This window comes from Asticcacaulis sp. P4_H10, from assembly GCF_056400965.1.
This window is the reverse complement of record NZ_JBFUKH010000001.1, coordinates 157498-171657: the sequence shown is the minus strand read 5'-3', so window position 1 is coordinate 171657 and position 14160 is coordinate 157498. Positions and strand designations below refer to the sequence as shown.

Sequence of the window (14160 nt, the reverse complement as noted above, 5' to 3'; positions counted from 1 at the left end):
TGACAGCCCATTCCCCCAATACCGGCATCCATGCCGGTGTCTGTCAAGCGACTCGGCTATCGGCCGATGACAGGGCCTCAGCAATACCATAGATTTGCGCGCGCAGGACGATATTTTCGGCCCACCGGCTGTGGGTTGCCGGCTCGCACATGCTGCCGCTGGAACCGAAAACCGCCGGCGAGGCATTGTCAAGTATGGTGCGCGCCTCCGTCAGGTCGGCGGCCGACGGCCGGTACAGGCGCTGGATCGCCGCGATCTGGGTCGGGTGTACCGCCGTCTTGGTCAGCAGGCCGTGTTCGATATCCTGCTCGACCTCTTCGGCCAGCAGGATATTGTCACCAAAATGCTCGAAGACCGGCGCCGAGATGCTGAAGCCATGGCTGGCGAAGCTGGCGACGATATTGCGGATGGCGACGCCCAGCACACCGTCATAAGCCGTGCGGAAACGCGAGCGCCGCACGCCGATCAGGTTCAGCAGGTCGTTGCCGCCGATGCGTACAGCCAGTATCCGGTCGCGGAAGGGAAGGAGGCGGTCGCGCAACTGGCCGAGGCTCAACGGATCAAAGGCCTCCGTCCCCTCGATGCAGGGCATGAACAGATGGCCATCCGTGCCTGACAAGCCGAACCAGTCGTCGAGCGTCGCGGCCGTTACCTTCGGCAGGACAAAGCCCCTCACCCGTTCGACACCCGGCATGGCCAGAATGCGCGCCAGCATCTGCGGGCTGCGCGGCCGGACAAAGACATGCACGCTCGGCGGCACCAGGGTGAAGCTCTGCAGGATGACCTTCAGGTTCTGCTCCGCCACCGCCAGTTCGTCGGCGCGAACGGCGTCTTCCAGGCAGATGACCATGGAGCGCAGGTCGGGGCAGGCACCATAGGCGTTTTCCATCGCCGCCGGATTCAGGACGGGCGTGTAGAGCGTGGCGCCCAGTTCGATAGCTCTCATTCCTGCTCGCCCCTTACATTCCGGATAATCGTCACTGCGCGGTATCCCCCCAAATCCCGTTCCACCACCGGCACGCCCCCCTTGTCCGCCAGATGGCGCAAGTGCAGGGTCTCCGGATCGTCCAGGTCCCTGAGCAGAACCCGGTCGGGCAGACGGCGCAGGGTTGCCCGCGTCGCCTCGGCGATGCCCGGCTTGATGCGATTAATATCGGTAACCTGATAGGCCTCCGCAAGGTCCCCCAGGATACGGTTTTTCGCCGCTACAGCAAGGCTGGCGACGTCCGGCGACCACGACGCGGAGGTAGCGTAGGCATCGGCTGCCTCGACCGCATTCAGGAAGTGATGCGTCAGGTCGTGCGGCGCATGATCCGCCTGAAACAAACACGCGTGAAAGTCGTCCGGCCCCACCAAAGCGTCGGTCAGGACGGTACGGCTGATCAGGCCCGAGACTATTCCATTCAAAAGACCGCTGGGGATAACATAGTCGTCGGTCGTCGCGGCCAGGCTGGCCGTGCCGGCCGGATCGGCGACCACGGCAAGATAGGATTGAAAGCCCAGGTCTGCCTGCGCCAGCGAGGTTTCAAGCTCGCGGCTGATGGCGCCCTTGCCGGTCCAGCCGTCAAGAAAGATCGCCGTCGCCGTACCATGGCGCGCCTTGATGGCTTTCAGCGCATTCAGGTCGATGCCGCGCCCGCGAATAATGCTGACCGTGTAGTGAAACGTTCTGACATCCAGCCGCTCCAGGGCGCGTTTGACCAGCACGCCGATCGGCGTCCCGGCGCGCGCCAGCGAGATGATGACGCAGTCGGTTTGTGTCTGCGGCCGCGCGGCGATCTTTTCAGCAAGCCTCACGATGTCGTGCTTCAACCGCCCGGCATTGCGCTTCAGGGCGTCCTGATAAAGCTGCATATAGCGCGCATCCGGCACGGCTTCCGCCGACAGCATTTCCGAATAGTGCTTTTTGCCCGACTGGATCAGCCTTTCCTTCTCGGCTATCAGCGTGTGCGCGATGGCCGAGGGCTTGAGCAGCATGATGACGTCGTCAGGCGCATAGGTGCCCGAAAAGATGTCGGCGGGAGTGTCAGTCAATCCAGACATTGTCCCTCACCACATGGGTCCAAAGCTGGGAACGGGTCGGCGTCATGGCGAAATCACACAGGTCCATGAAGCCGACATCTGACACGCTGTCACCGATGCCGATCACCGGGGCGTCGGGGGCGTCCACACGCAGCTTGTCGATCAGGTATCGCACGGCGTGCCGCTTATTCAGCCAGGCCGGGCAATAGGCGAGATTGTTGCCATTGCGGTGTACCCGCCAGCCAGCGGGCACAAACGTCAGCAGTTCGCGTTCGACCTCAGCCAGAACTTCGCCATGATCGTGGTTGCTCTTGATGGCGAAGAATTGCGGCATGCCATTTTCCACCGCGATCCAGTGCCGGAAGGCGGCAGGATCGAGCTTATCCGTCAGCGCCGTATACACACCTGTGACGTCCTCGCCTTCGCGTGCCTCGGCGACCAGTGCGTCGTGCCAGTCCTGATCGATCTCGCCATCGCCGCGCAGGATCAGGCCGCCATTGCCACATATGGCCGGCGCCTGTTCGATATCGACGCGGGCCAGGACATCGCGGCTGCGCGCGGTCACGGGGATCAGCTTGCCGACCCGCAACCACTTCAGCAGGTTTTCCTGACGCACCGTGGCATAGCCGCTGGGGCTGCCGTCGTTTAGCCGGCTCATCAGGCGCAGGCCGTCGGCCACGCCGCCCGGACATTTGCGGGCGGTCTGGAATAGGGTGTCGTCGAGATCGGCGAGGAGGATCGGCGCGGTCATTGGTCGTCCCCGTAGCGGCAGGCGATGACCTCAAGCGGAATGTCACGGCCCAGTTGCGCCAGCGCCGCGCGGGCTTCAGCTGCCTGGTCTTTCACAATTTCGCTCATGATCACGATGCGGTCGGGGCGATGGCCGAGGATGTTGTAGAGGAAGCACGGTGCGCCGCTGCCGTAGGCGTCCGAAAACGCAGACGCGCTCTGCATGGCGTGCCCCAGCAGCGCCGGGCTGCGGGTAATGCACTGAACGGCGGCGATGGCGCCCTCGCGCTCGGCTTCCTCGGCGGCCAGCAGGGCTTCGTAAGAATGCTCGCCCTCACCCAGCACCAGAATGCGTTCGCCGGCGAAGGCCTTAATCGGTTGGCGCGCGGCGTGTTCTGGGCGGGTCAGGCCCGTGCGGCTGCGCATACCAGCCACCGGCGCGTCACCGGCCTGATTTGTGCGAGCCGCCAGCACGGGCTGGGCCGGCAGGGTCGCCGCCTGCCACTGCATGCTGCCGGACAGGATGGCGCGCGCCTGCGTCGGGCGCGGCATGGCGTCGATATAACCGCCCCCACCCCAGTCGGTGATGCAGCAGGTCTCGATGCGCTGCAGGTCCGGCATCACACCCGCCAATGCTTCGGCGGCGCCGATAAAGGTACTGCCGGTGCTGCATTCGTCGTCGACGATGACCAGTGAGCGCGCGGATCGCGCCACGGCTTCAAGCTCCGGATCGTTGATCTGGACCAGATGGGTTGTTGCGTGGCTGTGGCCTTCTTCGAAGGTCGTCAGCACGCGCGCACCGGCCACGCGTTGCCGTGAGCTCTGCAGGTAGAGGGCATCAACTGTGGGATGGATCTGCCGGAAGGCTGCGAATACCCCCTGACCCAAGGCGGTCGCTGTCTCGGCCAACCCCAAAAAGACGACCGGCTGCGGCAGGTCGGCCGCGACCTTTTGCGCCAGTGCCTGCATCGAACCGCGCATCTCGGCGGGCGACGCCGGCAGGTGGCGGCCAAGGATCTTCGAAACGATCAGAAAGCCGCGCTTGGGGTTCGACCGCGCCGCGAAATCACACAGGTCGCGCAAAGGCGGGCCATCGCGCACGCTTAAGGACAGCTCACCGGTCGGCAAGGCTATGGAAAGATCGGCTGTGTACGCGCCTGTCATAAAAGACCCTAGAAATGAACAATAATGCTGACGACGGACTTGCGCAGGCGCTGGACGACGTCCCTGCGGTCGGAATTCAGCGAGGGCTTGGCCTCCGGCACCGGGAAGCCGGCGGCCGCGACCATCTCGTAGACCATGCCGGCGCGGATAGCAAAGTTGACATTCTCCGAAATCGAGCCGCGTTCACGCATATTGCCGTGCGCCAGCGACGCCGACACGATGCCAACCAGGTTGCCAAATTCGTCGATTACCGCGCCACCAGATGAGCCTGAGCCAATCGGCGCCGTGAACTGAAAGCGCGAGACGTCGCCACTGCTGCCGGTCAGACCCGAGATATTGCCTGTGGTGACCTTAAGGTCGGTCCCCAGTACATCCATCAATGGGTAGCCGGCCGCCAATACGCTTTCGCCCAGCCACAGCGGCGCGCCGTGGCGCAAGGCCATGGGCTCGCCTTCCACTTCGCCTTCCAGCAGCGCCAGGTCGTGGATGAGGTCGGCGGCCACGGGCCGGAGCTTGTTGCGGCTGCGGCCCAGTTCCAACGCCGTGCCGTCTTCGATAACGTGGGCATTGGTGACGACCAGGCCGGGCGCGATCAGCACACCGCTGCCTGAGGCCGTCGCGCCGCGCGGTGGCCGTGAAGGTGCCCCTTCGCTGCGCGGCCGTTGCGGGAAGTCGGTATGCTTGAGATTGCGGGCGCGGGCATAGGCGTCGATGCCAAAGGTGAAGCCCTCATTGGCGACCTTGGCGCGCCACACGCCGTCCTTGGCGTAGATTTCGGCCAGGATGACCGCGGCCAGTTGTTCGTCCGGCGCCGGAAAGCTGTGGGCCTGCCCGTTGATATCGACGTGGATCGGATAGGCGGCGTTGACGAAGCCGCCGCTGCGGTCGTCGGTGATATAGGCGATGATCTCCAGCGCCCCGTCGCGGATCAGTGGCGCAGGCGCCACCCAACGCTGGTTGGCGTCTTCGGCAAAAGGAATGACGACGCCATCAGCCCCGACCGCGCAGACGACGACGCGTTCGGCGTCGCGGCCATGGATGCTGACGGCCCAGTCCCCGTCCTTGGAGACCTGAAGCCGCTGGCCGGGTGACGGCGTCAACATCAGGACGCCAATCGCTGGACGGCGGTTTCAAAGCTGATCTCGGTGTCAATCATCGTCCCCTCCAGCGCACCTGCGTTTAAACGCCCTGTAAGTAGTCCAGCCCAGCCGGACAGGATACCCGCGCCCACCGCTTCGGCATAGACTACGCCGCCGGCCGGACGCGCATTGATCTCAAGCACCTTCCAGCTTCCGTCGGTATGCTTGCGGAACTGGACATTGACCACGCCATTCAGCGCATAGCGTTCGACCAGTTGGCCAGCATAGGCGCTCAAAGGATGTTCGGTCTGGATACGCTGTTTGCCGGTCGCCAGCTTGGTCCGCGCCGCATAGCGCAACATCCGCCCGTGATGGGCCAGGATATCAAATGAAACCTCGGGTCCTGGCAGATATTCCATCAGCACCATATCGCGAAACGGCTTGCTGGCTTCCTGCTGGCGGAGCGCGGCCAGGTACAGATCGGCTTTGATTTCACGGGCATCCGGATTTTCGAGATGCGCCATCGGCTTGTCGGGGATCAGCTTCCAGAAGCCGAAGCCGTTGACGCCATTGCGGGGTTTGACGCACGGAATGGCGTTCTCACCGAAACGGGCGCCAAAGGTAGCGATCGCCTCTTCCAACTGGCCGCTCGACGTTACCAGTTCGGTATCTAAGTGGAACTCGGCATCCTTGAGGTCCCCGGCAAAGCGGTACTTGTCCTCAAGCAGCTTGAGGACCTCCTGGCTGCCCGGAAACTCGACGCGGCATGCAAGGTCGGCATCGCGCAATGTGTTTCGGTAATGGGTCGGGATCAGGACGTCTATGGCATTTTCCGCCACCTTGTCCTGGACCCATTTCAGATAACTGCCAGGGTCCGTTTCCGGTTCCACCCAGGTTTCCACCGGGCCGGAATGTTGCGGCTTGCCCCTGGCGACGCTGGCATAGATTTCGAGTCCTGGTTCCGCAGACATCATGGCCTGAGAAATGCTGGCCAGGGAAAAACCGCGATTGAACCAGATGCGCATGATCAGGCCAGGTTGACGCCCATGGCAGACGCCAGGCCTGCCAGACCGCTTTCCCAGCCTTCGCCGATCGCCTTGACCTTGATGTCGCCTTGCGGACCGCGATACAGCTCGACGAAGACCATGGCGGCATTGGTGCTGCTGTCTTCGGACAGGTCGTAACGCGCCAGTTCCTTGCCGTCGGCCTGGTTGATCACGCGGGCATAGGCGTTCTGCACCGAACCGAAGTTCTGGCGGCGCTGCTGGCCTTCGTAGATGGTCACGGCGATCGTCACCTTCTTGGCGTTGGCCGGCAGCTTCGAGAAGTCGACCTTGACGGTTTCGTCATCGCCGGCGCCATCCCCCGTCCGGTTGTCGCCGCCATAGATCACGGCGCCGTCCGGCGAGGTCTTGTTGTTGTAGAAGACGAAGTGGCCGTCGCTCAGGACCTTGCCGTCGTCGCCGACGACAAAGGCCGAAGCGTCGAGGTCGAAGGCCGCACCGTCCGTTTTGCGGACGTCCCAGCCCAGGCCGACCGTGACCGAGGTCAAGCCGGGATTGTCCTTCGACAGCGAGACATTGCCGCCCTTTACGAGTGATACTGCCATTTTTCTAGATTCCCGATCAGCCTACATTGACGCCGAAATTGGTGGCCAGCGGGCCGAGGCCGCCCTTGAAGCCCTGGCCGACGGCGCGGAACTTCCATTCTGCATTGTGGCGATAGACTTCACCCAGGATCATGGCCGTCTCGACCGAAGCGTCCTCAGACAGGTCGTAGCGCACGATCTCGACATTGGTCTTCTGGTTGACCAGGCGGATAAAGGCATTGGCAACCTGGCCGAAGCTCTGGCGGCGGGTTTCGCCGTCATGGATGGTGACGACGATCGAGACCTTGTCGATGTCCGCCGGCACCTTGCTCAGCGTCACCTTGACCTGCTCATCGTCGCCTTCGCCGGCGCCGGTGCGGTTGTCGCCCAGGTGTTCGACGCCCGGCACGGCCTTGTTGTTGTAGAAAACGAAATCGCCGTCGCTGCGCACCTTGCCGTCGGTCTTCAGCAGGAAGGCCGAGGCGTCGAGGTCGAAGTCGGTGCCGTCAGTGGCGCGGACGTCCCACCCCAGGCCGACGATGATTTCGTCGAGCGAAGGGTCTTCCTTGCTCAGGCTGACATTGCCACCTTTGGAAAGCGAAATTGCCATATCGAATATTCCTTTTCATCTTGGCGGAGGTCGTGTCGGGATGGTGCGCCCTCCGCCTTTGGGCGTTCCATTGAGTATGCGGTACTAATCCCTGCGCGGCGCTTCTTCGGCGACAGGACGGGTATGCTGGTTGGAGATGACTTCGCCGGTCGGCAGGATGACCTGGGCATCGCCGTCCTCGGCATATTCCTCGGGGAAGCGCTTCTTGTGGTCGATCGACACCCACAGCGAAACGCCGATAATGATGGCGCCGATCAGGCCTGTAACGGCTTCGGGGATATGCAGTTCAATGCTCAGCAGCATGATCGTTGCCAGGGCGATGATGGCATAGAAGGCCCCCGCCTCCAGGAAGCGGAACTCTGACAGGTGGCCACCACGCACCAACGCAATCGTCATCGAACGCACGAACATGGCGCCGATGCCGAGGCCAAGCGCGATCAGGATGATGTCATTGGTGATGGCGAACGCCCCGATGACACCGTCGAACGAGAAGGAGGCATCGAGGAATTCGAGATAGATGAAGGCGCCGGCGCCGGTGCGCACGACGGCACCGGTGGCGTCCTTGTCACCGCCGATCCAGTCGCCGAAGCTTTGTACAGCCCAGAAGGTTCCGACACCCGACAGGCCGGCGATCAGGAAGGTTTTTTGTTCTTCGCCATGCAGCAGGAAGGACAGGCCGCCGATCAGCACGGCCGTCACGATATAGGGCGCGAACGGGATCTTCGACAGCGCCGCCAGCGGGCGTTCGATAAAGCCCAGCCAGTGGTGCTCACGTTCGTCATCGAAGAAGAAGTTGAGCCCGACCAGCATCAGGAAGGCGCCGCCAAAGCCTGAAATACCGATATGGGCGCTGGTGACGATGGCTTCATAGCGCGCGTGGTCCATGATGGCGATGCGCGTCGCCTCCCACGGTGTCACCATGGCCGAGATCGACACGATCAGGATCGGGAAGATGATCCGCATGCCGAAGACGGCAATGATGATGCCCCAGGTCAGGAAGCGGCGTTGCCACACCGGATCCATGTCCTTGAGGATCGAGGCGTTGACGACGGCGTTGTCGAGGCTGAGCGAGGTTTCCATGACGCCCAGTACGCAGGCCAGGAACACCAGTTGCAGCGCCGTGTTGATGCCCCCCTGCGAGTAGCCCAGCACGCCCGCCAGGATCAGCGAAACGACGCTAAAGACGATCGATCCATAAAAGTTTTTCATGCGTGTTTAGTTCTTTCGCCTTAATTCTTTCGACCCGCGACCCATTGCAGGATGATGCCGATGTCGTCGGCAAAGCCCTTCTGGTCACGATAATACTGGATATGGCGATCCACTTGGATATTGCCATTCACATTGTTGATGACAGCGATGCCGCACAGGCGGGTATTGTTGCGACCTTCCTCAAGGCGCACCTCGATTTCCGGCTGGCCGGGCATGGTCATGCGCACGACGCCGTCGGTCTGCTGCCAATTGGGCACGCCGTCATAGATCAGCGCGAAGACGCCGATCCGGCGGATCTTGTCGAAGTGGCGGCCATTGACGCGGATGGTTTCGCCGGTCGTGACCGCACCGGTCCGGTCGTCGCCCGACAGCTGGATAAAGGGCTCGCGATCGAACGACCCGAAATTGCCGCCCAGCGCCTGGATGCAGCCCTTGTAACCGTCATCGAGTTCGAACAGGACGCCGAGGTCGAGGTCGATATTCTTGCCGCCTCCGCCAAATAGCCCGCTCTTCTGTTCCTGGCGGCTCCAGTTGAGATTGAGGGTGATTTCGCCGAACCCTTCGGCGGTCTTCTGCAGGCTGACGCGCGGGCTGCTCTTTTCCAGCGTCACCTTCTTCAGGCTGATCGGCCCGGAAGACGGATTTGATGGAGCCGGCGGCGGAGGCGGTGTTGGCGCGGCAGGCGGCGTGTCGGCGACTTCGCCGCCGAAATGCGCGATCAGGCTGCCCAGGCCGCCGGCGAACCCGGCCGCGATGGTTCCAATGCGCCAGCCCGAACTGTGGCGATAGACCTCGGCCAGCATGACGGCCTTCTCGTTGCTCAGGCACTTGGCGACGTCGAAGGTCGCCAGGTTATCGCCGAGCGTAACCAGCAGCGGCTTGGAGTCGCCGATCGGGCGGCTGTCGTGCGTTGCGGTGAAGACGATCCGGTCGATACTGTCGGGAAGCTTGTCCAGCTCCAGCTCGAACACCGCTGTCCCGGCCGATGGTGACAGGGTGATCGCCCCTTCGGGCGAACGCGTATTGGAGAACAGGACGACATAACGGTCGTCGCCGATCTTGCGGTCCTTGTTGAGCCCGAAGGCGGCGATATCCGCGCCATCGAGACCGAAATCAACCCTGACCTTGCATAGCGCGCCCAGCCCGAAATCGGCCAGGCTACGCTTCTCGCCTTGCTGCAACTGCATGCATCATCCTTGGAAAACGAGGAGAGCGCTGCCCTCCTCGTTTTAATGGGTTTAGATCAGCTGGGCCGCCAGCGTGGTGATGTCCTTCACCGTGCGGGCGGTGGTGCGCTCGCCGATCGCCTTGAAAGTCCACTCACCGCCATCGCGCTTGACGATGGCCAGGACAACGCCGGTGTGCGGGCCGCTTTCGGTGATGTCGTAGCGCGCCAGTTCCTTGCGGGCGCGGCTGTCGACGACGCGCGAAAAGGCGTTCTTGACCTTGTCGAAGGTCTGACCGCGGAAGCTGTTGACCGTGAAGACCAGGGTCTCGATCTGCGCCGGCAGACGCGTAAGGTCGATCGAGATAGTCTCGTCGTCGCCGTCGCCATCACCGGTCAGGTTGTCGCCGCTGTGGCGGATCGAGCCGTCGCGGCTGAGCAACTGCTGGAACCAGACCGTGTCCACTACCTGACGATTGCCGTCGAAGGCAATGCACGATGCATCCAGATCGATGCTGTTATCGCCGCCGCCGCCGAACAGGCCGCCCAGCAGGCCGCCGCTCTTGGCCGCGACGTCCCAGCCAACGCCCAGGGTGATGCTGGTAAGTCCCTCGCCGCCTTCCTTTTTCAGGCTGACAGACGCGTTTTTCTGCAGAGAAATACTCATACTCATCCTTTCCTTGGCAACGGGCTTTCCCTGGCAGCGGGACAGTATATGTCCGGCATCCGGCTCATGGATCACGCCGGCCCGACGCAATGCCTTGATCCTGACGAAATCCGTACAACCGCCGGCAGCGGGCATAGCCCTTGGGCCGCGACAGTAAACATAGATTGCACGGCTGGACAAGCCGAATAGGTTGCAGGCCTTGTTGACAAAAATGCTTTTAATTACAAAGCCGCAGACGTGCCGCCAGAGCGAAATGACGTTCCGCTGCGGAATTCCGCTGTGTCGGTGCAGCGTTCTACTGGCTGCGCACCATAACGTCGACCATCTCGGTCAGGTACTGGCGAATATCATCGATGCCTTCGCCGGCGCGCATGCGGACCGAGATCGTGCTATGCCCCGACGACGCAATGCGCGCCAAAGCCTTGATATCGGCATCCGCCGCCAACTCGCCCGCGTCGCGTGCCTTTTCGAAACGGCGGATAAAGCCCGCCTCCATATCCTTGAGCGCGCCCAGGATCATCTCGCCCACCTCAGGGTCGCGCTTCACGTCCGTCAACGCCGCGCCGATCATGAAGCAGCCCATCCCTTGCGCTTCGGGGTTGTGATAGATGGCGATCGACGTTTCATAAACCTTCATCAGACTTTCGCGCAGCGGCGCCGGCGCGCGAAATGCCGCCATGTACAGCGGCCGCGCGTCGTCGATATAGTCCTTGAGCACAGCGCGGAAGGCCTCCGTCTTGTCACCGAAGGCATTGTAGAGGCTGGGCCGGTTCATGCCGGTCGCGGCACTCATGTCGTCAAGCGATGTTGCCGAAAATCCCTTGGTCCAGAACACCTGGCGCATGGCTTTCAATGCCGCGTCGCGGTCGTAGGCCTTGGGGCGGCCACGCAGTTTCGGGGCAGCGGACGCTGGCATTGTCACATCACTTTCTTCTTTTTGTACCATATTGCACAAAATTTCTTGACACACACCCCCATCCTGCATTTATTTTGTACCGATAAGTACAAAACAAACATGAGGGTGACACAATGACCATTTCCCGCCTTGCCATGCTGGCACTTGCGACCGCTGCGGCTTTGACGCCGCTGAGCGCTTTTGCCCGCACGGAGTCGGCCGAGTTGACGTTACAGCAACCTACCGCGCAAAACGAATACATTATCGATGGCGCCCGCTGGAACTGCGACGGCGCAACCTGCCGTTCGGGCTTTGTCGATGACATGCCGGCGCTGCGCAGCTGCAAGCGGGTGGTGGCGGTGACCGGCGCGGTCACAAGCTTCAACTGGCGCGGCCGTGCCCTGAACGAATCCGAACTGGCCGTCTGCAACACCAAGGCCAAGGCTTAAAGCCTTGGTGCCGGCCACGGGGATATTGGCCAGCGTCATCGCGCTGGCCTTCCTGCACCTGGTCATGGTGATCGCGCTTTACGCCACGCGTATCCCCGCCATGGTCGCCATGCAGATGAGCGCCAACAAACTGGCAAGGCCCGGCGGCCGCGAAAGCCTGCCGAAATGGGCGCGCAATGTGGCGGACAACCATAACCACCTTGCCGAAGCACCGACGGTCTTCTACGCCGTGGCGATCGTCATTGTCGTGCTCGGCAAGGCCGACCTTGGGCACCTGTGGTGCGCGTGGGCCTATGTCGGATTGCGTTATGTCCATTCGGCCGTCCAGGCGACTGTGAACATTATCCTGCTGCGCTTTACGATCTTCTCGCTGTCGTGGGTCGCACTCGGCGTGATGATTGTACGGGCAGGGCTCAGCCTGCTGGCGGGCTAGCCCCTTTACGTCTCCTGGCATGCTGTATGGACCGAGCCAATAAACCGGCGCAAGAATGTCCGGTTTGGATTTTTACAAGAATACTGATAGGAGGCCCGTCATGCAAAACGACTCCTCTGAATACGAAATCAAATTCTACCCGCGCGGCCCGAAGACCACCGAGTGGAAAATCTGGCCCAAGGCAGGCGGCACCGCCGTCACCGGTGGCGTGGCCGGCAAGTTTGCCGACGCGCAGCTGGCAGCCAAGAAGGCGCTCGAAAGCCTTCAGGCCAAGAGCGCCTAAATTTCCTCTATAGGCGGCGCTTTTAGCCCCGCTCTTTCGTCCTCTGGAAACTCACGTCCGGAAAACGTTCCGAGACGTAGTTGATTTCCCATGCCGATTTGCCGAGGAAGACCGGCGCCTCGTCGAGGTCCGTGCCCATGGCCGAGCGGTACTTGCCGGCAAAGTCCTCGATCTTGGCCGGATCACCCGCCAGCCAGCGCGCTTCTGAGAACGGCGACGGCTCGAAGACGCAGTCCAGGCCATATTCATTGCCGAGACGATCGGCCATGACTTCGAACTGGAGCTGGCCGACGGCGCCGACAATAAAGTCCGCACCGATGGCCGGACGGAACAGCTGGGTTACGCCCTCTTCCGCCAGCGATTCCAGCGCCTTTTTCAGGTGCTTGGCCTTGAGCGGGTCCTTGACGCGCACGCGCTGCAGGATTTCCGGCGCGAAGTTCGGCAGGCCCTGGAAGCGAACCGTGCCGCTTTCCGACAGGCTGTCCCCTACGCGCAGCACGCCGTGGTTTGGAATGCCGATAACGTCTCCACCAAAGGCCTCCTCGGCCAGCTCGCGGTCCGAAGCGAAGAACATGATCGGCGCATTGACCGACAGCTGCTTGCCGGTGTTCTGCACTTTAAGCTTCATGCCGCGTTCGAACTTGCCCGAGGTCAGCTTCAGCATGGCGATGCGGTCGCGATGATTCGGGTCCATATTGGCCTGGACCTTGAAGATGAAGCCGGTGACTTCCTTGTCGGCCGGATCGACCTGCATGTCGGCGCCGGCCTTCTCGGCCTTGACCGGCTTGGGCGGCGGCGCATAGGCGCCAAGCGCACTCAACAGTTGATTCACCCCGTAGTGACGCAGGGCCGACCCGAAGATGACCGGGGTCATATGGCCTTCCAGGAAGGACTCCTTGTCGAACGCCTTGAAGCCGCCCTCGATCAGTTCGGCGGTCTCGGACAACTCATCCAGTTCTGCCTGGCTGAGCCAGCCTTTTGCCACGGCGTCCTTCAGCGGCGCCGGGTCTTCATGGCCCTGGTCGTATTCGGCGCCGGAATCGCGCTTGGTGAACGGATAGAACAGGCCGCTTTTCAGCTCGACCATGCCGCGGAAGCGATTGCCCGAACCGGCTGGCCAATAGAGCGGCGACGGATCGAGTTGCAGCTTGGCCGCCACCTCGTCCAGCAGGGCCATGGGATCTTCGGCCTCGCGGTCGAACTTGTTGATGAAGGTCAGAATGGGGATGTCGCGCAGGCGGCAGACCTCGAACAGCTTCAGGGTCTGCGGCTCGATACCCTTGGCGGCGTCGAGCACCATGACGGCAGCGTCGGCGGCGGTCAGGGTACGATAGGTATCTTCCGAGAAGTCTTCGTGGCCTGGCGTATCGAGCAGGTTGAACAAAAGGTCGCCGTACTCGAACGTCATCACGGACGACGACACCGAGATGCCGCGTTCGCGTTCAATCTTCATCCAGTCGGAGCGTGTCCGGCGGTTTTCGCCGCGCGCCCGCACCTGGCCGGCGGCGCGGATCGATCCGCCCGCCAGCAGCAGGTGTTCGGTCAGCGTCGTCTTACCGGCGTCCGGGTGCGAGATGATGGCGAAGGTTCGGCGGCGGGGCGCTTCGGTAGCGGGGGTCTTTGACATGGCGGCGGAGGTAAGGCTTGGGGCGGCAAATGTCAAAGGCTAGAGCGATATGGCGAAAAGTGTAAGCGGTTTTCACCTTAAATATCTTGACAAAACAAAAACTTAGATCGGTATGATATTTCCACTTAAATCACACCGAACTAGCGAGGGGGACAGGATGTGTGAGCGGTTTTCATCCGGCACACGGGGCTGTGACTTGCGTTAACCAAAGACCGTGGCATCGTAAAAGCCAGTGCCAGC

Annotated in this window: 16 protein-coding genes; 3 read left to right on the top strand and 13 right to left on the bottom strand. The window is 62.1% G+C overall.

What is annotated here, in order from left to right:
- Positions 1-43: 43 nt before the first annotated feature.
- From AC1DON_RS00730 to AC1DON_RS00675, 12 genes are all read right to left on the bottom strand, one after another.
- Positions 44-946: an HpcH/HpaI aldolase/citrate lyase family protein gene (locus AC1DON_RS00730; protein WP_476932814.1), complete on the bottom strand. Its 903-nt coding sequence runs from the start codon at positions 944-946 to the stop codon at positions 44-46.
- Positions 943-2043 (bottom strand): cysteine protease StiP family protein, encoded by a 1101-nt coding sequence (locus AC1DON_RS00725; RefSeq protein WP_476932813.1) that lies wholly within the window; start codon positions 2041-2043, stop codon positions 943-945. Before AC1DON_RS00725 ends, AC1DON_RS00730 begins: the two co-directional genes overlap by 4 nt.
- Positions 2027-2773 carry an HAD family hydrolase gene (locus tag AC1DON_RS00720; RefSeq protein WP_476932812.1) on the bottom strand — a complete coding sequence of 249 codons (747 nt, stop codon included), beginning with the start codon at positions 2771-2773 and terminating at the stop codon, positions 2027-2029. The genes AC1DON_RS00725 and AC1DON_RS00720 overlap by 17 nt, the downstream gene beginning before the upstream one ends.
- Entirely contained in the window at positions 2770-3915 is a 1146-nt protein-coding gene (locus tag AC1DON_RS00715) for a phosphoribosyltransferase domain-containing protein (protein WP_476932811.1), read from the bottom strand. The genes AC1DON_RS00720 and AC1DON_RS00715 overlap by 4 nt, the downstream gene beginning before the upstream one ends.
- 8 nt (positions 3916-3923) lie before the next feature.
- Complete coding sequence (locus AC1DON_RS00710; protein ID WP_476932810.1) at positions 3924-5018, bottom strand: S1C family serine protease; 1095 nt, start codon at positions 5016-5018, stop codon at positions 3924-3926.
- A complete protein-coding gene (locus AC1DON_RS00705) occupies positions 5018-6019 on the bottom strand; it encodes an ATP-grasp domain-containing protein (RefSeq protein ID WP_476932809.1) in 1002 nt (333 codons plus the stop codon). The genes AC1DON_RS00710 and AC1DON_RS00705 overlap by 1 nt, the downstream gene beginning before the upstream one ends.
- A 2-nt stretch (positions 6020-6021) precedes the next feature.
- Positions 6022-6603 carry a TerD family protein gene (locus AC1DON_RS00700; RefSeq protein WP_476932808.1) on the bottom strand — a complete coding sequence of 194 codons (582 nt, stop codon included), beginning with the start codon at positions 6601-6603 and terminating at the stop codon, positions 6022-6024.
- A 16-nt stretch (positions 6604-6619) separates the two neighbouring features.
- Positions 6620-7192: a TerD family protein gene (locus tag AC1DON_RS00695; RefSeq protein WP_476932807.1), complete on the bottom strand. Its 573-nt coding sequence runs from the start codon at positions 7190-7192 to the stop codon at positions 6620-6622.
- 84 nt (positions 7193-7276) lie between these two features.
- Positions 7277-8401: a DUF475 domain-containing protein gene (locus AC1DON_RS00690; protein WP_476932806.1), complete on the bottom strand. Its 1125-nt coding sequence runs from the start codon at positions 8399-8401 to the stop codon at positions 7277-7279.
- Between the two features lie 20 nt (positions 8402-8421).
- A complete protein-coding gene (locus AC1DON_RS00685; RefSeq protein WP_476932805.1) occupies positions 8422-9588 on the bottom strand; it encodes a TerD family protein in 1167 nt (388 codons plus the stop codon).
- 51 nt (positions 9589-9639) lie between these two features.
- Positions 9640-10233: a TerD family protein gene (locus AC1DON_RS00680; protein WP_476932804.1), complete on the bottom strand. Its 594-nt coding sequence runs from the start codon at positions 10231-10233 to the stop codon at positions 9640-9642.
- A gap of 295 nt (positions 10234-10528) precedes the next feature.
- Positions 10529-11149 carry a TetR/AcrR family transcriptional regulator gene (locus AC1DON_RS00675; RefSeq protein WP_476932803.1) on the bottom strand — a complete coding sequence of 207 codons (621 nt, stop codon included), beginning with the start codon at positions 11147-11149 and terminating at the stop codon, positions 10529-10531.
- A gap of 113 nt (positions 11150-11262) precedes the next feature.
- Here AC1DON_RS00675 and AC1DON_RS00670 point away from each other — a divergent pair, with 113 nt between their 5' ends.
- From AC1DON_RS00670 to AC1DON_RS00660, 3 genes are all read left to right on the top strand, one after another.
- On the top strand, positions 11263-11577 hold the full coding sequence (locus AC1DON_RS00670) for a DUF8200 family protein (protein ID WP_476932802.1): 315 nt from the start codon (positions 11263-11265) through the stop codon (positions 11575-11577).
- Between the two features lie 7 nt (positions 11578-11584).
- A complete protein-coding gene (locus AC1DON_RS00665) occupies positions 11585-12010 on the top strand; it encodes an MAPEG family protein (RefSeq protein WP_476933460.1) in 426 nt (141 codons plus the stop codon).
- 100 nt (positions 12011-12110) lie between these two features.
- A complete protein-coding gene (locus AC1DON_RS00660; protein WP_476932801.1) occupies positions 12111-12293 on the top strand; it encodes a hypothetical protein in 183 nt (60 codons plus the stop codon).
- Positions 12294-12315: 22 nt separating this feature from the next.
- On the opposite strand, the gene AC1DON_RS00655 is transcribed toward AC1DON_RS00660, so the two are convergent.
- Complete coding sequence (locus AC1DON_RS00655; protein ID WP_476932800.1) at positions 12316-13920, bottom strand: peptide chain release factor 3; 1605 nt, start codon at positions 13918-13920, stop codon at positions 12316-12318.
- Between the last annotated feature and the right edge of the window lie 240 nt (positions 13921-14160).

Bases quoted from the DNA above. Each gene is read 5' to 3' on its own strand.
- AC1DON_RS00730 (WP_476932814.1), bottom strand. From the start codon at position 946: ATGAGAGCTATCGAACTGGGCGCCACGCTCTACACGCCCGTCCTGAAT.
- AC1DON_RS00725 (WP_476932813.1), bottom strand. From the start codon at position 2,043: ATGTCTGGATTGACTGACACTCCCGCCGACATCTTTTCGGGCACCTAT.
- AC1DON_RS00720 (WP_476932812.1), bottom strand. From the start codon at position 2,773: ATGACCGCGCCGATCCTCCTCGCCGATCTCGACGACACCCTATTCCAG.
- AC1DON_RS00715 (WP_476932811.1), bottom strand. From the start codon at position 3,915: ATGACAGGCGCGTACACAGCCGATCTTTCCATAGCCTTGCCGACCGGT.
- AC1DON_RS00710 (WP_476932810.1), bottom strand. From the start codon at position 5,018: ATGTTGACGCCGTCACCCGGCCAGCGGCTTCAGGTCTCCAAGGACGGG.
- AC1DON_RS00705 (WP_476932809.1), bottom strand. From the start codon at position 6,019: ATGCGCATCTGGTTCAATCGCGGTTTTTCCCTGGCCAGCATTTCTCAG.
- AC1DON_RS00700 (WP_476932808.1), bottom strand. From the start codon at position 6,603: ATGGCAGTATCACTCGTAAAGGGCGGCAATGTCTCGCTGTCGAAGGAC.
- AC1DON_RS00695 (WP_476932807.1), bottom strand. From the start codon at position 7,192: ATGGCAATTTCGCTTTCCAAAGGTGGCAATGTCAGCCTGAGCAAGGAA.
- AC1DON_RS00690 (WP_476932806.1), bottom strand. From the start codon at position 8,401: ATGAAAAACTTTTATGGATCGATCGTCTTTAGCGTCGTTTCGCTGATC.
- AC1DON_RS00685 (WP_476932805.1), bottom strand. From the start codon at position 9,588: ATGCAGTTGCAGCAAGGCGAGAAGCGTAGCCTGGCCGATTTCGGGCTG.
- AC1DON_RS00680 (WP_476932804.1), bottom strand. From the start codon at position 10,233: ATGAGTATTTCTCTGCAGAAAAACGCGTCTGTCAGCCTGAAAAAGGAA.
- AC1DON_RS00675 (WP_476932803.1), bottom strand. From the start codon at position 11,149: ATGCCAGCGTCCGCTGCCCCGAAACTGCGTGGCCGCCCCAAGGCCTAC.
- AC1DON_RS00670 (WP_476932802.1), top strand. From the start codon at position 11,263: ATGACCATTTCCCGCCTTGCCATGCTGGCACTTGCGACCGCTGCGGCT.
- AC1DON_RS00660 (WP_476932801.1), top strand. From the start codon at position 12,111: ATGCAAAACGACTCCTCTGAATACGAAATCAAATTCTACCCGCGCGGC.
- AC1DON_RS00655 (WP_476932800.1), bottom strand. From the start codon at position 13,920: ATGTCAAAGACCCCCGCTACCGAAGCGCCCCGCCGCCGAACCTTCGCC.